An 18,402-nucleotide genomic window follows, 5' to 3' on the forward strand; every position below is an offset into this window, starting at 1 on the left:
CGATCGGCTCCGGGCCGGGGCGGGGGAGTGGACGACGACCCGTGTCCCGAGGACACGGTCTCTCCCGGACCGGCTCGCTTCTTCTCCGACCCGTGTCCCGAGGACACGGTCGTCCAGGGACCGGCTCGCCCCCTCCCGGCCCGTGTCCCCAGGACACGGGCCGAGCTTCGCGGTTCCGGCCCCACGGAGCCGCCGTGTCGGCGACGCTCCTCGACGTGGACAGGCAGGCGGAGGAGGACGCCACCGACGAGCTGGTCGCGCTCCTGCTCGACGAGCTCGGTCCGGCCCTGCAGTGGTACCGCAACGAAGTCGCCCGCCGGATCGGGCTCTCGCCCTCGGAGATGCTCTGCGTCGAGATCTGCCGGCGGCGCGGGCCGATCTCGAGCGGTCGCCTCGGCGAGCAGCTCGGGATGACGCGCAGCGCCGTCGCCAAGCTGGTGCGCCGCCTCGAGGCGCGCGGGCACGTCGCGCGGGAGGCCGGCCGGCACCACGAACAGGAGATCCATGTCCGGCTGGTCCCGCACGCGCGGCGCGACGCCGTGCTCGAGGACCTGCGAACGAGCCTGCACGGCTCGGTCCTCAGGGTCGTGGCCGCCCACGCGGTGCGCGGTCGCCGGCACAGCCTCGTGGCCGGCGTCGTCGTCGGGCTGACCGACATCGTGTTCACCCATGCCCGCGCGCTGGCCGAGGCCGTCACGTGGCGGTGCATTCTCGCGGAGCGGCGGGCTGCTCGGGCCGACCTGGACGCCCGTCCGTGGTGGACCCGGTACTAGGCCGCCGCCATCGGGCCCGCCGCGGTGACGTAGACGGCGGCAGTGCCGAGCTCGTCGGAGGCGTCGAGGTCGATGTCGGCGCTGATGGCCCAGTCGTGGTCGCCGTCCGGGTCGTCGAGGACCTGGCGGACGTGCCAGACCCGGCCGTCGACGGTGACGCGGTAGAAGGCGGGCCCGCGGGCGTCGGGGCCGCTGCCGAGCTCGTCGTACTCGGCGAAGTAGCCCTCGATCGCGTCGGCCCAGAACGCCGCGTCCGGGCCCTCCTCGGACAGCTCCGCCAGCTCGGCGGGGGAGCGGCGCGCGAACAGCTCGACGCGGCGGAACATCTCGTTGCGCACCAGGACACGGAACGCCCGCTCGTTGCGGGTGACGGGCGGCGGGCCCTGGTCGACGGGTCGGGCGTCGTCGCCGGCCGCGTCCAGCTCGCTCGGGTTGGCGAGGTTCTCCCACTCGTCGAGCAGGGAGGAGTCGGTCTGGCGCACGAGCTCGCCGAGCCACGCGACGAGGTCGTCGAGGTCCTCGGTGCGCGCGGCCTCCGGGATCGTCTGGCGCAGGGCCCGGAAGGCGTCGGTGAGGTAGCGCAGGACGAGGCCCTCGGAGCGGGCGATCTTGTAGAACGACACGTACTCGGTGAACGTCATCGCGCGCTCGTAGAGGTCGCGGACCACCGACTTCGGCGAGAGCTCGTGGTCGGCGACCCACGGGTGCCCGGCGCGGTAGGACTCGTAGGCGGCGCCGAGCAGCTCCGCGAGCGGCTTCGGCCACGTGACGTCCTCGAGGAGCTCCATGCGCTCCTCGTACTCGATGCCCTCGGCCTTCATGGCCTGCACGGCCTCGCCGCGGGCCTGGTTCTCCTGCGCGCGGATGACCTGCTTCGGGTCGTCGAGCGTCGACTCGACGACCGAGACCATGTCGAGCGCGTAGGTCGGCGACTCCTTGTCCAGCAGGTCGAACGCGGCGAGCGCGAAGGGGGACAGCGGCTGGTTGAGCGCGAAGTCGACCTGGAGGTCGTCGACCAGGCGGACGTCCGGCCCGGCGTCGGTCTCCACCCGCTCGATCACGTCCGCCTCGATCAGGCCGCGGTAGAGCGCGATCGCCCGCAGGATCAGGCGGCGCTGGGTGGGGCGGTCGGCGTGGTTGTCCTCGAGCAGGTGGCGCATGGCCGGGAAGAAGGGCTGCGCCCGCTGGGCGACCTGCAGCAGCATCGCCGTCGACACCCGGAACTGGCTGGTCAGCGGCTCGGGCTGGGCCTCGACGAGCTTCTCGAGCGTCCTCTCCGACCACGACACGAAGCCCTCGGGCGGCTTGACCCGCACGACACGGCGCTGTTTCTTGACGTCGTCGCCGGCCTTCGCGAGGCGCTTGGCGTTCTCGACCTCGTGCTCGGGCGCCTGGGCGACGACGTAGCCGGCGGTGTCGTGCCCGGCGCGGCCCGCGCGGCCGGCGACCTGGTGGAACTCGCGGGCCCGGAGGTGCCGCACCCGCTGCCCGTCGAACTTCGTCAGCGCGGTGAACAGCACCGTGCGGATCGGGACGTTGATGCCGACCCCGAGGGTGTCGGTGCCGCAGATGAGCTTGAGGAGCCCGGCCTGCGCGAGCGTCTCCACCAGCCGCCGGTACTTGGGGAGCATGCCGGCGTGGTGGACGCCGATGCCGTGGCGCACCAGGCGCGAGAGCGTCTTCCCGAACCCGGCGGTGAAGCGGAAGCCGCCGATGAGGTCGGCGATCTGCTCCTTCTCGGCCTTCGACGACACGTTGAGGCTCATGAGCGCCTGGGCCTGCTCGATCGCTGCGGCCTGGGTGGTGTGCACGATGTAGACCGGCGCCTGCTGCCCGGCGAGCAGCTCGGTGATCGTCTCGTGCAGCGGCGTGCGGGCGTAGCGGAACGACAGCGGGACCGGGCGCTCGGTGTGGGCGACGACCGCGGTCTCGCGCCCGGTGCGGCGGGTCAGGTCCTCGGCGAAGAAGGAGACGTCGCCGAGCGTCGCCGACATCAGCAGGAACTGGGCCTGCGGCAGCTCCAGCAGCGGCACCTGCCAGGCCCAGCCGCGCTCGGGGTCGGCGTAGTAGTGGAACTCGTCCATGACGACCTGGCCGACCTCGGCCGCGGTCCCCTCGCGCAGCGCCCAGTTCGCCAGCACCTCGGCGGTGCAGCAGATCACCGGGGCCTCCGGGTTCACCGCGGCGTCGCCGGTGAGCATGCCGACCGAGGCGTAGCCGAGCTGCGCGCCGAGGGCGAAGAACTTCTCGGAGACCAGGGCCTTGATCGGCGCCGTGTAGACCGTCCGCTCGCCCCGCGACATCGCGGCGACGTGGGCACCCAGCGCCACCAGCGACTTCCCCGACCCGGTGGGCGTCGAGAGGATCACGTTCGACCCCGAGACGAGCTCGATGAGCGCCTCGGACTGCGCGGGGTAGAGCTCCAGGCCCCGCTCGGCGGCCCAGTCGGAGAACCCCTCGTAGAGCTCGTCGGGGTCCGCGCCGGGGGCGGCCAGGAGCGCGGTGGAGGTGGTCACCTCTCCATTGTCGGTGATCGAGCGTTCGGCTCGCCGGACCCCGCGGTTTACGATGCGTCACCGCCCGAGGACCTCCTCGTTGGGCCGGACGGTGCCAGGGAGGATGAGGACGTGACCGAGGGTGGCGGAGAGTCGGCGGCCGGGTCGGTGCGAGCGCCCCTCGGCCGGCGGGCGGCGGACAAGGCGCGCACCCGGGAGTCCCTGCTCACGGCGGCGCGCCGGGTGTTCGCCGAGCGCGGCTACGGCCCGGCGTCGGTGGAGGAGATCGCCCGCACGGCCGGCGTGTCGGTCGGCTCGGTGTACGTGCACTTCGCGAGCAAGGAAGCGCTGTTCACCGCCCTGGTCGAGGAGCAGACCTCGGCCGACGTCGAGGCCAAGGCCGCGCTCGTGCAGGGTGACCCCGAGGAGACCTTCGCCGCGCTGGACCGCATGGTGGGAGAGATCGCCGACTCCCGCGAGGAGGCGCTGCTCGACGCCGAGGTGTGGCTCTACGCCGTGCGCCACCCAGAGTTCGCGGGTCGCCTCGCCGACCACGAGGTCCGTCTCGCGCGCTTCGCCACCGAACTGCTGTCGCGGAACTGGGACGAGGTCGACCCGGCGGTGCGCACGGCGGTCCGCGACGACGAGTTCGTCGTCGCCGCGGCCGCGCTCCACCACGGGCTCATCCGGCTGCGCCGCGTCCTCGGCGAGGACGCCGTCCCGACCGACCTGTTCAGCCGCGTGCTGCGGCTGCTCCTGCGCCTCCCGCCCGGCGGGGCGAACGGAGCAGCAACCGCCGAGTAATCCGCCGTTCTGTTGTGTCCCGTGGTCCACCAGGTCACAGCGCAGTAGCCCGAACGGTGTTACGCAAATCAGGCCATTCGCCGCTGACCTGCACCGTTGACCGCCCTGTCCGACTCGGACGGTGACGAGCCTGTTACTCCTGGTCGTCCCCTCTGGACGCGTACGACCGATTCCGCTGACGGTGGACTCACTGAGCAGCCGCTCGGTCACCACTGCGGAAGGGACGTCCCATGTCGAAGAACCGCACCCGCGCCTCCGTGCTCCTCGGCCTCGTCGCGGTGCCGGCGATCATGGTCGGGATGGCGCTCCCCGCGTCGGCCGCCGAGGTGACGCCGATCGCCGAGTACGTCGACAGCACCGTCGCCGACACCGAGGCCGAGGTCGGCGCCGTCCTCGACGACCTCGGTCTCGAGGCCGCCGACTAGGGGGCGACCTCCAGGGGGTGGTGACCCGGCCCCGGGCCGACGCGGTGTCGTCGGCTCGGGGCCGGGTCGCGTCACGCGGGGGACCCGCCGGGCAGGACCGCGCGACGGTCGCGAAGTCATCGCTTCGGGTATGCGGTGTCCGTGTCCTCGAGAAGATCACGCAACCTGACCTGGATCCCCCGCGCCCTCGGCGTCGCCACCGCCGGCTACAGCGTGGGGATCATCGCGAACCCGTCGCTCTTCGCGAAGCCCACCGCGCTGCAGGCCGAGGGAGCCCCGCTGCCGACCGCCACCGCGATCGGCATCCGGGCGCTGGGCGGGCGCGACCTCGCCTCCGGGCTCGCGATGGCGCTCGCGCCCGCCGGCGATGCCCTGCGCACGGCGGTCGCGGTCCGCGCCGGCTCGGACCTGGTCGACCTCGTGCTGCTCGGCACGTCCCTGCCCGACCGGACCGCACGCGCCAAGGCGGTCGGCGTCGCGGCCGCGTGGGGCACGCTGTGCGGGCTGAGCTACCTGGCGGCGGGAGACTGATCCGCGCCGACCTCGGCGGGCCGCAGGTGGTAGACGCCGGCCCCCGGGGTCAGCGGGTGGAGGTCGTAGACGTGGACGACCTTGGGGCCGTCGTGGAGGTGGGTGTGGGTCACCACGGGCAGCGGGGCGCCGTGGCGCGCCTCCCGGACCTCGACGCGCCCGTCGAGCGGCCCGCCCACGTAGAGCAGGACGGCGTCCTCGTCCGCCGGATGAGTCATGGCGGCCTCCTCGGACACCGGTCGCGGATGCGGGTGGGACGGATGATGCGTCGGATCCAGCGTAGGGATCAACAGGCCGCGGCGCTGCGTCTCTTCGGAGGCAAGCGGTGACGAGCGGTGACGGCGTGCGTGACTGGACGGCGCCGGGCACCGCGCCCCTGGTGCCCGAACTGACGTTGCTGCTCGCCGACGACATCCACCGCACCTGGTCGGCGATCGACGAGGAGGCACCGCCGTTCTGGGCCTTCGCGTGGGTCGGCGGGCAGGCCCTCGCCCGCCACGTTCTCGACCATCCCGAGCTCGTGCGCGGCCGCCACGTGCTGGACCTGGCCGCCGGCTCGGGCATCGTCGCGATCGCCGCCGCCCGTGCGGGCGCCACCGCCGTCGTCGCCTCGGACACCGACGCCCGCGCCCGCACCGCGATCGGCCTCAACGCCGCCGCCAACGGCGTGGCGGTCGAGGTGGTCGGGGACGTCCTCGAGGACGACCTCGACCTCGACGTCGACGTGGTCCTCGCCGGCGACGTCTTCTACGAGCAGCCGATGGCGCGGCACATGGAGCGCTTCTGCGACGAGGCGGCCGCGGCCGGCGTCGACGTGGTGGTCGGCGACCCCGGCCGCGAGTACCTGCCACGGCGGCGCTGCACGGCCCTCGGTGCGTACGACGTGACCGGGACGGCCGACCTCGAGGGCGGGGCCACGACGCGGACGACGGTCTACCGGTTCACCTGACCCCGGCCACTCCTGTAGAAACCGTCCCGACTGACGGTTCCCTCGGAGAGTGAAGGTGTTGCGGTGCGCGCGGTGCAGGTCGTCCGGCTCGACGGGCCCGAAGCGGTCGAGGTCAACGAGGTCGAGGAGCCGAAGGCGACCGGCGACCAGGTGCTGGTCGACGTCGAGGCGGCCGGTGTCGTCTTCCCCGACCTGCTGCTGACCCGCGGCCAGTACCAGATGAAGCCGGAGCTGCCGTTCCTGCTCGGCAGCGAGGTGGCCGGCACGGTGCGCGAGGCGCCCGCCGACTCCGGCTTCTCCGCGGGCGACCGGGTCGCCGCGCTGCCGGTCCTCGGCGGCTTCGCCGCCACCGTCGCGGTCTCCGCCGAGACCGTGTTCGCGCTGCCCGACGAGGTGTCGTTCGACATCGCCGCCGGCCTGCCGATGAACTACCTGACCGCGCACTTCGTGCTCGAGACCCGCTCCCACCTCGCGGCGGGGGAGACCGTGCTCGTCCACGGCGCGGCGGGCGGCGTGGGCGTCGCCTGCATCCAGTTCGCCAAGGCCCGCGGGGCGACGGTGATCGCCGTGGTCTCGTCGGAGGGCAAGGGCGAGGTGGCGACGGCCGCGGGCGCGGACCACTGGGTGCCGGTCGAGGGCTTCAAGGACGCCGCGAAGGAGCTCACCGGGGGCCGGGGGGTCGACGTCGTCGTCGACCCGGTCGGCGGTGACCGCTTCACCGACTCGCTGCGCAGCCTCGGCGACGACGGGCGCCTCGCGGTCGTCGGGTTCACGGCCGGCGAGATCCCCACGGTCAAGGTCAACCGGCTCCTGCTCAACAACACCTCCGTGGTCGGCGCGGGCTGGGGCGCCTACGCCTCGAAGCGCCCGGGCTTCATGCACCGGCAGTGGGACGCCATTCGGGACGACGTCGCCGCCGGCCGCCTGGCGCCGCCGATCAGCGCGACCTACCCGCTCGCCGAGGCCGCCTCGGCGATCGCCGAGCTCGCCGAGCGCCGCGTCGCGGGCAAGGTCGTCATCCGGCCGCGGGAGCACTGAGTGGAGCTCGCCCACACCCGCACCGGTACCGGCGAGCCGGTGCTGCTCCTGCACGGGATCACCCACCGTCGCCAGGGCTGGGACCTCGTCGCGCCGCTGCTCGCGCGGGAACGCGAGGTCTGGGCGCTGGACATGCCCGACCACGGCGAGTCCCCGCACCTGCCCGGCGACTACGCCGGCGACATCGCCCCGCTCGCGGACGCCGTGGAGGCGTTCTGCCGTACCCAGGGGCTCGAGCGCCCGCACGTCGTGGGCAACTCGATGGGCGGGCTCGTCGCGCTCGAGCTCGCCGCCCGGGGCACCGTCCGCTCGGCGACCGCGCTCTCGCCCGCCGGTTTCTGGTCGCGGGCCGAGCGCGGCTACGCGAAGGCGGTGCTCGGCGGGGCGCACGCGCTGCTGGCGGTGATCCCGTCGCGGCGCCTCGAGCGGATGCTCGCGGTGCCGGTCCTGCGCACCGCGATCGTCGGGCTGCTCCTCGCGCACCCGTCGCGCGTCGACCCGGTGCAGATCACCGGCGACCTGCAGGGCCTGAGCCACCCGGGCACGTCGTTCGCGACGATGCTGGCCCACCTCGACACCTGGGTGCCGCCGCGCCGGGCGTCGGTGCCGACCACCGTCGGCTGGGGTGCGCGGGACCTGCTGCTGCCCCGATGGCAGTCCCGACGCCTGCGCCGGGCGCTGCCCGACGCCGCGGTCTACGTGCTCCCCGGGTGCGGCCACGTGCCGATGGGCGACGACCCGGCGCTCGTCGCCGACCTGATCCTCGCCGCGACGCGCCCGCGTCCGGCGGCCGCCTGAGGCGGGCTGTCCTCAGACCTCCAGTGCGGCACCGCACGCGGGGCACCGGGTCGGTGGGTCCTCGTCGGCGAGCCGGCCGCACTCGGCGCACACCCGGTGCATCCAGCACGCCGGATCGCCGCCCGCGTCGTCGGGGAGTTCCGCGCGCGAGCGCTCCGGGGACGTCATCGGACCATGGTGCCCCGCGGCGGCGTGGTCAGCGCTGGGTGAAGGGGTCGTCCATGGCGATCAACCAGGTGCTGTCGGCCTGCTTGCGCATCAGGACGGTCGCCTGGCCGTCCATGGCCGTCGGCCCGTCGGGACCGGTGCCCCGGATCGTCCAGTCCGAGTAGGTGAGCGCGTCCGTGTCCCGCTCGAGGATGGCGCGCGGCCGGAACTCGATGGTCGCCTCGGTGATCGGGAAGTTCAGGCAGAAGTCCCGGATCGCGTCGCGCCCGGCCAACGGCTTCCCGCCGGGCTCCGGGACGAAGATCGCGTCCTCCTCGTACAGGCCCACCAGAGCGTCGACGTCGCCGGCGTTGAAGCAGTCCCGCCAGACGTCGTCGCCCTGCGCCGGACTCATGATCTTCATGGGAACCCCCTCGGGTGCTGCTGGTGACGTGAGTCACTCAGCGTGGCAGCGATCCGAAGAGAAGGCGCCGAGCGCCACCTGTTCGGCTCAGCACATGTCACGCAAACACGACGAAAGCCCTGGTCTCAGCCGCTACGGGCGTCCGACCAGGGCTTTCCGGGGTGGGCGATACTGGGATTGAACCAGTGACCCCTACCGTGTCAAGGTAGTGCTCTCCCACTGAGCTAATCGCCCGAGGCGCAGGCGGGAATCGAACCCGCGTACAGGGCTTTGCAGGCCCTTGCCTAAGCCACTCGGCCACTGCGCCAGGCTTCCGGAGGTCGTCCGGCCTGCCGTGGCGTGATACCAGCCGAGGAGCCTCCCGAGCGGACGACGGGACTCGAACCCGCGACCCTCACCTTGGCAAGGTGATGCGCTACCAACTGCGCTACGTCCGCGTGTGGCCGGCGGGGTTCGGGGTTCCGACCCGCCGTTGCCGACGAAGAGAACACTACTGCACCGTGCGCCCCCCGTGCCTCGCGGGGGGGGGTCTGTCAGCTCGGGTCGCTGGAGAGCAGCAGGCCGAGCGCGTGCTCGAGGTCCAGCCAGTCGTCCTCGCAGCCGGGGGCGACGATCTCGTGCGTGCGGGCGAGGAACTCGGAGACCTCGCGGCTCGCGGCACGGAACGTGGCGTGACCGGAGGGGGAGCTGAGCTCGATCTCGATCGACTCGGCGTCGGCCTCGAACGGACGGATCCGGACGTCGCCGGCGCCGGCGACACCGAGCAGACCGTCGGTGAGGAGGTCGCGCGAGAACACCCACTCCACCCAGCCGGCGCGGCCGGTGCGGAAGGCCGCCTGCACCGCGTAGGGGTCGCGCGTGTCGTAACGCATCTCGACCTGGACGGGCACGGGCGGGTTCGGCGGACCGACGAGGTCGAAGACCGCCGTCGAGCGGATCGTCGTGTGGTCGTTGAGCATGTGGCTGCCTTTCGCACGCTGCTGTCGTCGGGGGAAACGACTGGCGGACGACCCTGTGACGCCGGTTCACCCGGCTCACGCATGCATCACACCGTACGAGCACTTCGTTACCGGCTTACCCGGTTCGGTTCCGTAACGAAGCACCCTCCCCGGCCGGGCGTTCGTGTGTGCCCCGGGAGCACTAGCCTGAGCGACGTCTGACCCGGACACGGACATCAAAGGAGAGGGTCGACCAGTGACCGACGCGTCGCGAGGAGTCCCGGAGGCGGCTCCGGAGCGTGACGACGACGGTCCCACCCGTGTGACTGACGCCACATTGCTCGAACAGATCGGCGAGCGCAGCGCGGACGCCCTCGCGCAGCTCTACGACCGCTTCGGCCGCCCGGCCTACTCGCTGGCCCGTCGTATCTGTGTGGACGAGTCGTTGGCGGAGGACGTGGTGCAGGAGGCGTTCCTCGTGGTGTGGCGGGACCCCGCGCGGTTCGACCCGGCCCGCGGGACGGTCTCCAGCTGGCTGTTGACCCTCGTGCACCACCGCGCCGTCGACGCCGTGCGCCGCGAGGCGACACGGCGGAAGCGCACCGTGGCGCCGAGTACCGACGGCGAGGACTGGAACATCCCGCCCGGGCCGGGGGCCGACCAAGCCGCCCTCGGGGCGGTGGTCGCGGGGAAGGTGCGGGACGCCCTCGCCGACCTGCCCGCCGAACAGCGCGAGGCGCTCGCGCTGGCGTACTTCGGCGGCTACACGCAGCGCGAGGTCTCGAGCCTCGTCGGGGTGCCGCTGGGCACCGTGAAGTCCCGGATGTTCGCCGGCACACAGAAACTGCGGTCCGTTCTCGGGCCCCAGGTCGAGGTGGAAGGGGAGGACCGATGAACGAACGCGCCGTCCCCGACACCCACACCGGCGCACACGACGCGCTCGCCGTCGGCTGGGCCCTGCACACCCTCGACGAGGACGAGGCGACGGAGTTCGCCGCGCACCTCGAGGAGTGCCCGGTCTGCCGTCGCACGGTCGACGAGACCACCGAGATGCTCGGCGGCCTCGCCGAGGCGGTCGTCCCCGTCGACCCGCCGCCGCTGCTGCGGCGGCGGCTGCTCGACGCGGTGGAGGCCGAGGCCGCGCCGGCCGCGGTCCCCGCGGCCGCGTCCCCCGACGCGTCCGTCGTCCCCCTGGCGTCGCGCCGGCGCGCGAACCGCTGGCTCGCGGTCGCCGCCGTCGCCCTCGTGATCGCGGCGGTCGGCGGGATCGTCACCGCGGTGCAGTCGACCCGCGCCGAGCGCGAGACCGCGGCCGTGGCGGCCGCCCAGGCCGAGCGGGACGCGCCGGTGATCGACATCCTGCGGGACGCCGGCACCCCCGGCACGGCCCACGCCACCCTCGCGGACCCGAACGGCGCCCTGGTCGGCCTCGTCGTCGACGACGGCCACGGCCAGCGGGTGCTGACGACGGGCCTCGCGGCGAACCCGACCGACGAGATCTATGTCCTGTGGGGGCTCGTCGACGGAACCCCGCAGGCGCTCGGGACGTTCGACGTCGGGGGGCAGGGTCCGGGAGTGAGTTCCGTACCCTCGACCCCCGAGGCGGTCCCGTTTGCCGGGTTTGCGGTGTCACTCGAGCCCGGACGCACGGCCCCCGCCTCGCCGACACGAGTCGTCGCGAGTGGACAGGTGGGACGTTGACCGAACCGGCCGAGCCGCCGACCGTGACCGCGGACCAGCCGACCGGAGGCTCCACCGACGGGCAGCCGGACATGCCGCCGGCGCCGCGGCACCGCACGCTGCGGACCCGTCTGCGGCATTTCCGCGCGCGCGTGCGCGGGAACCCGAAGGCGAACAAGGCCTGGCGGCTCGCCATCGGGATCCTCGGCACGGTCGTCCTGTGCGTGGGCGTCGTCGCGATCCCCTACCCCGGCCCCGGCTGGCTGATCGTCTTCGCCGGCCTCGGCATCCTCGCCACCGAGTTCACCTGGGCCGGCCGGCTCCTGCGGTTCGCCCGGCGCCACTACGACCGCTGGATGGCGTGGGTCGGCCGCCAGAACATCGTCGTCAAGGCGTTGCTGGGTCTGCTGACGTGCGCCGTCGTCCTCGCGACCCTCTGGCTGCTCGGCGCGTTCTACCTCGTCGCCAAGGTCGTCGGCCTCGGTGGCTGGACCTGGCTGCAGAGCCCGATCGCCTGATGGTCTAGGCTCGGACGCGCTGCGGGCGATTAGCTCAGGGGGAGAGCGCTTCGTTCACACCGAAGAGGTCACTGGTTCGATCCCAGTATCGCCCACCGGCAGAACCCCTGGTCACAGGCTCGACGAGAGCCACCGGCCAGGGGTTTTCTCGTTTCTCCGTCCGACGCTAGGCGTGGACCACGACCTCGCCCTGGATGACGGTCGGCGGGTTCGGCAGCGCGCCGCCGAGCCCGAGCTCGCCGATCAGCTTCGCCGCGGCGCGCGTCGACTCCTCGGCGCCGGCCCGGTCGGCGAAGACGCTCACGGTCACGAGGCTCGCGTCGCCGCTGTCGACCAGGTAGTAGGCGACGAAGCCCTCGATCCCGGTCATCAGCTCGCGCAGCCGGGCCTCGTGCCCCTGGATCTGTGCGACGACGTCCGGGGCCTCGTTCTGGTAGTGACGGACCGCAGTGAACATGGAGCCTCTCCTCTCCGTCGTGCCGCCGATCGGGCGGAGGAGGACGAGGGTGAGCCCACCGGGTTGCGTACCCACACCTCCGAAGGAGTGACGCCGGCCGCCGTCGGAGCAAGGGTGCAGGCTCGCCGGCGTGACAGCCAGGTTCTTCCGCGACGTGGTCTGGAGCGCGATCGGCGTCGGCGGCGCGTTCGGTGCGATCAGGGTGATGGAGTCGTTCCGCCCCGAGGTGATCGCGGACGACGTCGGTGCGCCCGGCAACACCACCAGCGTCGGCGAGCTGACACGGGCCTACTTCCTGTCGGCGTCGGTCATGGCCGGCTCGCCGGTGGCGACGACGGCGCGCCTGCCCGCGGTGTCCGGGCCCCTCGGGATCGCGGTCCAGGTCGCCGGCGTCGGCCTGCGGGTCCGCGCCATGCGAGCGCTGGGGGGCCACTACTCGCGGGGCCTCCGCGTCGCCGAGGGGCAGCCCGTCGTCACGTCCGGTCCCTACCGGTACGTGCGCCACCCCGGCTACCTGGCCGCCGTCCTCGCCTGGCTCGGCGCCGCGCTCAGCACGCGCAACGCCGTGCCGGTCGCGATCACCCTGCTCGCCGTCGGGACGGCGTACCGGCACCGGATCGATGCCGAGGAGGCGCTGCTCGTGAACGACCTGCCGGGCTACGCCGAGTACGCCGCCACCACCGGACGGTTGGTCCCGCTGCTCAGTTCTCGGCGATGAATGGCGTGTCATTCACTCGAACGGGTGGGTGTCACGGCCATACTCCTTTTGCCGCCGACGTCGGCGATGAAGCGCCGTCGGCACTCTGGGGGGAGGCGTGCCATGAATCCGTTCACGATCAGCGGGATCCTCGCCGGAATCGTTCTGGGATTCCTGCTCGGGAGGTCCTGGGCCGAGTACTTCAATGCCGCGGCGGTGGGTCAGCAGGCCCACAACAACCGCAAGAACTACCGCGGGCGCAGCACGCTGGCCTGGTACCTCGGCGCGTTCCTCGTCATCGGGGGAGTCCTGTTCTTCGGGTACGCCGTCCCGGCCTGATCGGCGGAACGTAGACACCGCCGCCGGGGCGGGCTTGAATCCCGGAGGCATGGGAGCGACCCCGGCCGCGGCCGCGTGGTCCACGACGGCGGTGGATCAGGACCAGGCCTTCGACTACTGGCGCGACCTGATCTGCGACGCCTTCGTCCAGCTCTCCGCCCGACCCGGGCACGACGGTCCGTTCGACGGTGCGATCGAGCACCAGGCCCTCGACGACGTCGAGCTCTCGACCGTCACCGCCGACGCCCAGCGCGTCGACCGCACCCGCACCCTGATCGCGCGGAGCCACGAGGACTACGTGCTCGCGAGCATCCAGCTCGACGGCTACGGCCGGATCCGTCAGGACGGGCGTGTCGCGTGCCTGCGGGCCGGGGCGATGGCGTTCTACGACAGCACGCGGCCCTACACCCTCGAGTTCGGTGACCGGTTCCGGCAGCTGGTGATCCAGGTGCCGCGCTCCGCGGTGCCGCACGCGCCGGTGCGTGAGGCCACCGCGGTCACGCTCGACGCCCCGGGTCCGGGCCGCGTCGTGACGGAGTTCTTCGTCGGGATGGCCCGTGAGGCGTGGCAGGGTCACCCGACCCCCGCGCTGGTGCCGCACGCGCTGGGCCTGCTCGAGCTCGCGCTCGGGCTCGCGGCCTCGACGTCGGCGGGCACCGAGGCCGGCACCGACGCCGCGACCCGTCAGCAGGTGCGCACCGCGATCGCCCGCGCCGCCGCCCTGCCGGGCGTGAGCGCCGAGGACATCGCGGCGGCCTGCCACATCTCCCGGCGGACGCTGTTCCGCGTCCTGGCGGCCGAGGGCGCGACGCTGCGCGAGCTGCTGCGCGGCGAGCGGGTCCGGCGGGCCGAGGTCCTGCTCCGCGGCCAGCCGCACCTGCCCGTCGCCGTCGTCGCCGCGCGGTGCGGCTTCGGCGGCGAGGCCCAGCTCCACCGCGCGTTCCGCGACGCCACGGGGGTCAGCCCCGGCGCCTACCGCTCCCGGGGCTAGGTCGGCACGCGGCGCGAGTGCCGGTGGCACGCGACGTCAGTCCGGCGCCCGCGGCACCGCGCACGCTCCCGTCACGGGTGACGACGTCGTCGCCGCCACCGCGATCGACGAGGAGTACCCATGGCACACGTGGTGCGTGCGGCCGCCGTCCAGGCCGAGCCCCGCTGGCTGGACCTCGACGCCGGCGTCGAGCACATGATCGGCTACATCGCCGACGCCGCGCGGCAGGGCGTCCAGCTGGTCACCTTCCCCGAGACGTTCATCCCGGGCTATCCGTGGTGGATCTGGCTGGACGCGCCCGCCATGGGCATGCCGTTCGTGCCGCGGTACGCCGAGAACTCGATGACCCGCGAGGGCGAGCACATGCGCCGCATCGCGCACGCGGCGGGCGAGCACGGCATCCACGTCGTCTTCGGCTTCAGCGAGCGCGCGGGCGGCAGCCTCTACATGTCCCAGGCGCTGATCTCGGACACCGGCCAGGTGATCAGCGTGCGGCGCAAGCTCAAGCCGACCCACGTCGAGCGCTCGGTGTTCGGTGAGGGCGACGGCAGCGACGTCCAGGTCCACGACACGCCGCTCGGCCGGGTCGGGGCGCTGAACTGCTGGGAACATCTCCAGCCGCTGACCAAGTACGCGATGTACAGCCTCGGCGAGCAGATCCACGTCGGCGCCTGGCCCAGCTTCTCGCTCTACCGGGGCGGCGCGCGGGCGCTCGGGCCGGAGGTCAACAACGCCGCCAGCCTCATGTACGCCGTCGAGGGACAGACGTTCGTGGTCGCGCCGTGCGCCGTCGTGGGGCAGGCCGGCCACGACCTGTACTGCGACACCGAGACCAAGCGTCAGCTCCTGATGCTCGGTGGCGGGTTCGCGCGAATCTTCGGGCCGGAGGGCACGCCGCTCGGCGAGGACCTCCCGGAGACGGAGGAGGGCATGGTCGTCGCCGACCTCGACTTCTCGATGATCGCGATCGCGAAGTCGGCGGCCGACCCGGTCGGGCACTACTCGCGTCCCGACGTCATGCGCCTGCTCATCAACCGCGCGCCGAGCCCGGCCGTCGTCGACCGCAGCGTGCCCGCCGTGCCGGCGTTCGTCGACGCCGACGAGCTCGCGCCGGCGGACTGACGCGCGGCTGCGGTGCGCCGCGCCGGGCTGCGGGCCCGGCTCGGTGATGCTGTCGCCGTGACGGACTTCGTCGGCGCGCCGACACCCGGACCCGGTCGCGACCCCGGGCCGGTCGGCAAGATCATCCTGCTGATCCTCTGGCTCGTGCTCGCCGTGCTCCCGATCGTCGTGGCGATCGGGGACCTCCGGCTCGCCGCCGGAGCGATCGGCACGCCGGGGACCCTGACCGTCGAGCAGTGCACCGACCTCGGGCGGGGCCGCTACGACTGCACCGGACGGTTCGCGCCCGACGGGGGAGGGCCGCCGGTGGCCGTCGACGCCTCGCCGGACTCGACCGCCGGGGACGTCCGCCCGGCGCAGCTCACGCCCGAGGGGGACCGGGCCGTCCCGGCCGGGACCGCCGGGATCCTGGCGGCCCTCACCCTGCCGTTCGTGGGGCTCTTCGCGCTCGGGTTCGTGCCGGCCGTCGCGCTGTGGGCGACCGGGAGCCGTCGGAGCAAGCGCCCGGCGGTCGTGGGCGGGGTCGTGATCGGCGTCGTGTCGGTGGTCGGGATCGTCGTGGGACTCGCCGCCGCGTACTCCTGACGTCGCCGGCGGCGGGAGCCCTCACCGTCCCCGCCGTGGCGGCCGCCGACGTCCGTTGCGACGATCCGGGGGTGGGCCCGGGCGAGCGGGCCTCCTGGACGAGCGGCGCCGTACCCAGACCGCGACAAGACGGCGACCCTGCGAGGTCCGTCATGGCGTGGTTCGTGCTCGTCCTGTCCGGGGTCACGGAGGCCGTCTGGGCCACCGCGCTCGGGAAGTCGTCGGGGTTCTCCCGGCTGGTGCCCTCGATCGTGTTCGCCGTCGCCGTCGCCGTCGTCCTGAGCATGGCCGGGCTGGCGTGGGCGATGCGGTCCCTGCCGACCGGTACGGCCTACGCGGTGTGGGTCGGCATCGGCGCCGCCCTCACCGTGGCCTACGCGATGGCGACGGGTGACGAGAGCGTCAGCACGCTCAAGATCGTCTTCCTGGTGGCCGTCGTCGGCGGTGTCGTCGGGCTGAAGCTGCTGGACTAACGGGGAGCGTCCGCCCACCTGGCCTCGGTGCGCTCGACCGCCGCACGCAGGACGGGCTCGGCCCGGTCGAGATACCAGGTGACGACGTGGTCCGTCCCGTAGCGGACGCGGATCTCCGCCCAGCGTTCGTCGGGCGTGCAGCGCTCGCCGCGAGGCCCGGTGACGGCGTCGCTATACCAGAGGGCGTCGCGCGTCGGGCTCTCCTCGTCGGGGAAGCGGTCCAGGCCGTCGATCCCGCGCTCCGCCGCTTCGACGACCGCGGCGGAGTGGTGGGCCACGAGCGCGACGACCCGGTCGTCGTACCCGCGGGCGGACAGGAAGCGGGCCCCGTCGAGTGGGTGGAAGCCGCTCCGGGCGACCACGGGTGAGTAGCCGATGTCGTGCAGGACGGCGGCCTGGATCAGCGGCTCACGGTCGACCTCCGGCAGCTCCGCGAGCTGGAGGGCCTCCCGTGTCACGGCCTGGACGTGGAGCCAGCGGTCGCGGAGGTGGTCGGCGAGGACCGTCTCCGCGAGCGCGCGGGCGTCGGCGAACGAAGGCACGTCTCACCCTTCCGTCCTCGGCGTCCGGCCTCCGTCACGGAGCCTAGGGCCGCGGGGTGCGCGGTTCGCGATCGCAAACGGTTTGTCGTGGGTGTCGCCGGTGTCGGTGGTGTTCGATAGACTCGAACACATGAGCGAGCAGGGTGTGGGGGTGGTGGAGCGTGAGGCGCTCGACCGGGCCCGGCTGCGTCTGGTCGCCTCCCGCCGCGAGTACTACCGGGGGCTGGAGGACATCGCCGAGCTCGACCGCCTCGCGGTGGTGACCCAGACCGGGGACAAGGCGCTGCACCGGCTGCTGGGCGATCTGGGGTTGTTCGACGCCGGCGAGGCTCGCCGGCTCTGCGACGAGGCCGCCGACCTGGTGCCGCGCTGCTCGCTGGCGGGTGAGGCGTTGCCGGCGCGCTACCCGTGCACCGCGGCCGTGCTCGCCGCCGGGCGCACCGGGCCCGCCCACATCGCGATCATCCGCACGACCATGGCCCGCCTGGAGCGGGTGGTCACCATCGCCCCGGCCGATCTCGCCGAGTGTGAACGGATCCTGGCCGAGGCGGCCGCCGGGTTGCCGCCGCGGATGCTGCGCCAGGTCGCCGACCGGCTGTTGGCCGAGTTCGACCCCGACGGGCAGGCCCCCGGCGACGGCGCCGACCCCCACGACGAGCTGCGGCTGCTGCGCCGCCGCGACGGATCCCTCGCCCTGAAGGGTCAGCTGCGCGACCCGCTGGACGCCGAGATGCTGGTCGAGGTGTTCGACCTGCTCTCCACCCCCGCGGGGCCCGACGACGAGCGCGACCTGCCGCGCCGCCAGGCCGACGCGCTCCAAGACCTCGCCCAGCACGCCCTCGGCGCCACCGGGCTGGCCACCGACGCCCGCGGAGAAGGCGCGGCCGGGCCCGCCGACACCACCAACGGCGACACCACCAACGGCGACACCACCAACGGCGACACCACCAACGGCGACACCACCAACGGCGACACCACCAACGGCGACACCACCGACGGCGACACGACCGACGGGTTCGCCGGTGAAGCGGGTCAGCAGGCGCTGATCCCCGAGCCGCGGGTTCCCGAGCCGCTGCGGGGCGCGCCGAGCCCCGCACCCACCCCGACCGCCGGGCCGGGCCGGGCGCTGCTCACGATCACCATCGACCACCGGTGGCTGCGCGACCAGATCGGGCACGGCACCCTCGAATCCGGACAGCCCGTCGACGTCACCACCCTGCGCCGATGGGCCTGCGACGCCGGGATCGTGCCGATGGTCCTGGGCACCCGCGCCGAACCCCTCGACGTCGGGCGACTCTCGTACACCGCCCCCGAGGGCATCCGCCGCGCCCTGATCGTTCGCGACGGCGGCTGCGCCTTCCCCGGCTGCACCCGACGCCCCCGCCGCTGCCACGCCCACCACGTCCGCTACTGGCTCGACCACGGCGACACCGCGCTGGACAACATGACCCTGCTGTGCCGGTTCCACCACCAGCTCATCCACCACGGCCACTGGACCGTCGCCATCACCGACGGCCTGCCCTGGTTCACCCCGCCGGCCTGGATCGACCCCAATGCCGCTGACTTAGGGTCCGCCGCGGGAGGCGACTGCAGCGGAATAGTGTCTGGTCGTTTAATAGTCTCTCTGCCTCGCGGCGCGTCGAAAGAATCTTTCGCGAAGATCTGATTCAATATGT

Annotated in this window: 24 protein-coding genes, 4 tRNA genes and 1 riboswitch; of the genes, 18 read left to right on the forward strand and 10 right to left on the reverse strand. The window is 73.2% G+C overall.

The genetic code is table 11. The features are described 5' to 3' along the window. Positions 1 to 215: 215 nt before the first annotated feature. Entirely contained in the window at positions 216 to 773 is a 558-nt protein-coding gene (locus QSK03_RS30975; protein ID WP_285659455.1) for a MarR family winged helix-turn-helix transcriptional regulator, read from the forward strand. On the opposite strand, the gene QSK03_RS30980 is transcribed toward QSK03_RS30975, so the two are convergent. Continuing rightward, a complete protein-coding gene (locus QSK03_RS30980; RefSeq protein ID WP_285659456.1) occupies positions 770 to 3,289 on the reverse strand; it encodes a DEAD/DEAH box helicase in 2,520 nt (839 codons plus the stop codon). The genes QSK03_RS30975 and QSK03_RS30980 overlap by 4 nt on opposite strands. Before the next feature lie 111 nt (positions 3,290 to 3,400). On the opposite strand from QSK03_RS30980, the gene QSK03_RS30985 reads away from it, so the two are divergent. From QSK03_RS30985 to QSK03_RS30995, 3 genes are all read left to right on the forward strand, one after another. After that, a complete protein-coding gene (locus tag QSK03_RS30985) occupies positions 3,401 to 4,072 on the forward strand; it encodes a TetR/AcrR family transcriptional regulator (protein WP_285659458.1) in 672 nt (223 codons plus the stop codon). Positions 4,073 to 4,302: 230 nt separating this feature from the next. Beyond that, positions 4,303 to 4,497: a hypothetical protein gene (locus QSK03_RS30990; RefSeq protein WP_285659461.1), complete on the forward strand. Its 195-nt coding sequence runs from the start codon at positions 4,303 to 4,305 to the stop codon at positions 4,495 to 4,497. A gap of 135 nt (positions 4,498 to 4,632) precedes the next feature. Continuing rightward, positions 4,633 to 5,028 (forward strand): hypothetical protein, encoded by a 396-nt coding sequence (locus QSK03_RS30995; protein WP_285659462.1) that lies wholly within the window; start codon positions 4,633 to 4,635, stop codon positions 5,026 to 5,028. On the opposite strand, the gene QSK03_RS31000 is transcribed toward QSK03_RS30995, so the two are convergent. Next, entirely contained in the window at positions 5,007 to 5,246 is a 240-nt protein-coding gene (locus QSK03_RS31000) for a DUF8847 domain-containing protein (RefSeq protein WP_285659463.1), read from the reverse strand. The two genes, QSK03_RS30995 and QSK03_RS31000, sit on opposite strands and share 22 nt — an antisense overlap. A 125-nt stretch (positions 5,247 to 5,371) precedes the next feature. Between QSK03_RS31000 and QSK03_RS31005 the strand changes: the two genes are divergently transcribed. The 3 genes from QSK03_RS31005 to QSK03_RS31015 all read left to right on the forward strand — a co-directional run bounded on the left by QSK03_RS31005 (position 5,372) and on the right by QSK03_RS31015 (position 7,813). Then, positions 5,372 to 5,977, forward strand: a complete 606-nt coding sequence (locus tag QSK03_RS31005) for a class I SAM-dependent methyltransferase (RefSeq protein ID WP_285659465.1) — start codon at positions 5,372 to 5,374, stop codon at positions 5,975 to 5,977. A 63-nt stretch (positions 5,978 to 6,040) separates the two neighbouring features. Continuing rightward, positions 6,041 to 7,015 carry an NADPH:quinone oxidoreductase family protein gene (locus QSK03_RS31010; protein WP_285659468.1) on the forward strand — a complete coding sequence of 325 codons (975 nt, stop codon included), beginning with the start codon at positions 6,041 to 6,043 and terminating at the stop codon, positions 7,013 to 7,015. After that, positions 7,016 to 7,813 (forward strand): alpha/beta fold hydrolase, encoded by a 798-nt coding sequence (locus QSK03_RS31015; protein ID WP_285659470.1) that lies wholly within the window; start codon positions 7,016 to 7,018, stop codon positions 7,811 to 7,813. A 12-nt stretch (positions 7,814 to 7,825) separates the two neighbouring features. Here the strand turns inward: QSK03_RS31015 and QSK03_RS31020 are convergent, their stop codons facing one another. The 6 genes from QSK03_RS31020 to QSK03_RS31045 form a co-directional block, all read right to left on the reverse strand. Then, positions 7,826 to 7,981, reverse strand: a complete 156-nt coding sequence (locus tag QSK03_RS31020; protein WP_285659472.1) for a hypothetical protein — start codon at positions 7,979 to 7,981, stop codon at positions 7,826 to 7,828. A 28-nt stretch (positions 7,982 to 8,009) separates the two neighbouring features. Further along, complete coding sequence (locus QSK03_RS31025; RefSeq protein ID WP_285659474.1) at positions 8,010 to 8,375, reverse strand: YybH family protein; 366 nt, start codon at positions 8,373 to 8,375, stop codon at positions 8,010 to 8,012. A gap of 171 nt (positions 8,376 to 8,546) precedes the next feature. Next, positions 8,547 to 8,618 (reverse strand) — tRNA-Val (locus tag QSK03_RS31030). Between the two features lies 1 nt (position 8,619). Further along, a tRNA-Cys gene (locus QSK03_RS31035) sits at positions 8,620 to 8,691 on the reverse strand. Between the two features lie 57 nt (positions 8,692 to 8,748). Then, positions 8,749 to 8,821 (reverse strand) — tRNA-Gly (locus QSK03_RS31040). 96 nt (positions 8,822 to 8,917) lie between these two features. Continuing rightward, positions 8,918 to 9,343: an SsgA family sporulation/cell division regulator gene (locus QSK03_RS31045; RefSeq protein ID WP_285659475.1), complete on the reverse strand. Its 426-nt coding sequence runs from the start codon at positions 9,341 to 9,343 to the stop codon at positions 8,918 to 8,920. 301 nt (positions 9,344 to 9,644) lie between these two features. Here QSK03_RS31045 and QSK03_RS31050 point away from each other — a divergent pair, with 301 nt between their 5' ends. The 4 genes from QSK03_RS31050 to QSK03_RS31065 all read left to right on the forward strand — a co-directional run bounded on the left by QSK03_RS31050 (position 9,645) and on the right by QSK03_RS31065 (position 11,615). Beyond that, entirely contained in the window at positions 9,645 to 10,217 is a 573-nt protein-coding gene (locus QSK03_RS31050) for a sigma-70 family RNA polymerase sigma factor (protein ID WP_285659477.1), read from the forward strand. Continuing rightward, the gene (locus QSK03_RS31055; protein WP_285659479.1) at positions 10,214 to 11,023 is read left to right on the forward strand and encodes an anti-sigma factor; all 810 of its coding nucleotides are present in this window, start codon (positions 10,214 to 10,216) and stop codon (positions 11,021 to 11,023) included. The genes QSK03_RS31050 and QSK03_RS31055 overlap by 4 nt, the downstream gene beginning before the upstream one ends. Next, positions 11,020 to 11,520, forward strand: a complete 501-nt coding sequence (locus QSK03_RS31060) for a TIGR02611 family protein (RefSeq protein WP_285659480.1) — start codon at positions 11,020 to 11,022, stop codon at positions 11,518 to 11,520. The genes QSK03_RS31055 and QSK03_RS31060 overlap by 4 nt, the downstream gene beginning before the upstream one ends. A gap of 23 nt (positions 11,521 to 11,543) precedes the next feature. Beyond that, a tRNA-Val gene (locus tag QSK03_RS31065) sits at positions 11,544 to 11,615 on the forward strand. Between the two features lie 71 nt (positions 11,616 to 11,686). On the opposite strand, the gene QSK03_RS31070 is transcribed toward QSK03_RS31065, so the two are convergent. Continuing rightward, on the reverse strand, positions 11,687 to 11,977 hold the full coding sequence (locus QSK03_RS31070) for a hypothetical protein (RefSeq protein ID WP_285659482.1): 291 nt from the start codon (positions 11,975 to 11,977) through the stop codon (positions 11,687 to 11,689). 130 nt (positions 11,978 to 12,107) lie between these two features. On the opposite strand from QSK03_RS31070, the gene QSK03_RS31075 reads away from it, so the two are divergent. The 6 genes from QSK03_RS31075 (at position 12,108) to QSK03_RS31100 (ending at position 16,184) form a co-directional block, all read left to right on the forward strand. Further along, positions 12,108 to 12,695, forward strand: a complete 588-nt coding sequence (locus QSK03_RS31075) for a methyltransferase family protein (protein ID WP_285659483.1) — start codon at positions 12,108 to 12,110, stop codon at positions 12,693 to 12,695. 102 nt (positions 12,696 to 12,797) lie between these two features. Beyond that, positions 12,798 to 13,013 carry a hypothetical protein gene (locus QSK03_RS31080; protein ID WP_285659485.1) on the forward strand — a complete coding sequence of 72 codons (216 nt, stop codon included), beginning with the start codon at positions 12,798 to 12,800 and terminating at the stop codon, positions 13,011 to 13,013. A gap of 49 nt (positions 13,014 to 13,062) precedes the next feature. Next, positions 13,063 to 14,004: an AraC-like ligand-binding domain-containing protein gene (locus tag QSK03_RS31085; protein ID WP_285659486.1), complete on the forward strand. Its 942-nt coding sequence runs from the start codon at positions 13,063 to 13,065 to the stop codon at positions 14,002 to 14,004. 120 nt (positions 14,005 to 14,124) lie between these two features. Continuing rightward, the gene (locus QSK03_RS31090) at positions 14,125 to 15,126 is read left to right on the forward strand and encodes a carbon-nitrogen hydrolase family protein (RefSeq protein WP_285659487.1); all 1,002 of its coding nucleotides are present in this window, start codon (positions 14,125 to 14,127) and stop codon (positions 15,124 to 15,126) included. Positions 15,127 to 15,183: 57 nt separating this feature from the next. Beyond that, complete coding sequence (locus QSK03_RS31095) at positions 15,184 to 15,711, forward strand: hypothetical protein (protein WP_285659488.1); 528 nt, start codon at positions 15,184 to 15,186, stop codon at positions 15,709 to 15,711. Positions 15,712 to 15,781: 70 nt separating this feature from the next. Beyond that, positions 15,782 to 15,851: riboswitch (guanidine-III (ykkC-III) riboswitch) on the forward strand. A gap of 12 nt (positions 15,852 to 15,863) precedes the next feature. Continuing rightward, positions 15,864 to 16,184, forward strand: coding sequence for a DMT family transporter (locus tag QSK03_RS31100; protein ID WP_285659489.1), 321 nt, complete (start codon positions 15,864 to 15,866; stop codon positions 16,182 to 16,184). On the opposite strand, the gene QSK03_RS31105 is transcribed toward QSK03_RS31100, so the two are convergent. Then, a complete protein-coding gene (locus QSK03_RS31105; protein WP_285659491.1) occupies positions 16,181 to 16,726 on the reverse strand; it encodes an HDIG domain-containing metalloprotein in 546 nt (181 codons plus the stop codon). The genes QSK03_RS31100 and QSK03_RS31105 overlap by 4 nt on opposite strands. A gap of 130 nt (positions 16,727 to 16,856) precedes the next feature. On the opposite strand from QSK03_RS31105, the gene QSK03_RS31110 reads away from it, so the two are divergent. Beyond that, positions 16,857 to 18,392 (forward strand): HNH endonuclease signature motif containing protein, encoded by a 1,536-nt coding sequence (locus QSK03_RS31110; protein WP_285659493.1) that lies wholly within the window; start codon positions 16,857 to 16,859, stop codon positions 18,390 to 18,392. Positions 18,393 to 18,402: the final 10 nt, after the last annotated feature.

The organism is Actinomycetospora sp. NBRC 106375 (genome assembly GCF_030269665.1).
GTDB lineage: Bacteria > Actinomycetota > Actinomycetes > Mycobacteriales > Pseudonocardiaceae > Actinomycetospora.

Coding starts and splice junctions, on each gene's coding strand:
- QSK03_RS31045 (WP_285659475.1), bottom strand. CDS start 9,343: ATGCTCAACGACCACACGACGATCCGCTCGACGGCGGTCTTCGACCTC.
- QSK03_RS31090 (WP_285659487.1), top strand. CDS start 14,125: ATGGCACACGTGGTGCGTGCGGCCGCCGTCCAGGCCGAGCCCCGCTGG.
- QSK03_RS31080 (WP_285659485.1), top strand. CDS start 12,798: ATGAATCCGTTCACGATCAGCGGGATCCTCGCCGGAATCGTTCTGGGA.
- QSK03_RS31020 (WP_285659472.1), bottom strand. CDS start 7,981: ATGACGTCCCCGGAGCGCTCGCGCGCGGAACTCCCCGACGACGCGGGC.
- QSK03_RS30990 (WP_285659461.1), top strand. CDS start 4,303: ATGTCGAAGAACCGCACCCGCGCCTCCGTGCTCCTCGGCCTCGTCGCG.
- QSK03_RS31025 (WP_285659474.1), bottom strand. CDS start 8,375: ATGAGTCCGGCGCAGGGCGACGACGTCTGGCGGGACTGCTTCAACGCC.
- QSK03_RS31000 (WP_285659463.1), bottom strand. CDS start 5,246: ATGACTCATCCGGCGGACGAGGACGCCGTCCTGCTCTACGTGGGCGGG.
- QSK03_RS31110 (WP_285659493.1), top strand. CDS start 16,857: ATGAGCGAGCAGGGTGTGGGGGTGGTGGAGCGTGAGGCGCTCGACCGG.
- QSK03_RS31055 (WP_285659479.1), top strand. CDS start 10,214: ATGAACGAACGCGCCGTCCCCGACACCCACACCGGCGCACACGACGCG.
- QSK03_RS31070 (WP_285659482.1), bottom strand. CDS start 11,977: ATGTTCACTGCGGTCCGTCACTACCAGAACGAGGCCCCGGACGTCGTC.
- QSK03_RS31100 (WP_285659489.1), top strand. CDS start 15,864: ATGGCGTGGTTCGTGCTCGTCCTGTCCGGGGTCACGGAGGCCGTCTGG.
- QSK03_RS31085 (WP_285659486.1), top strand. CDS start 13,063: ATGGGAGCGACCCCGGCCGCGGCCGCGTGGTCCACGACGGCGGTGGAT.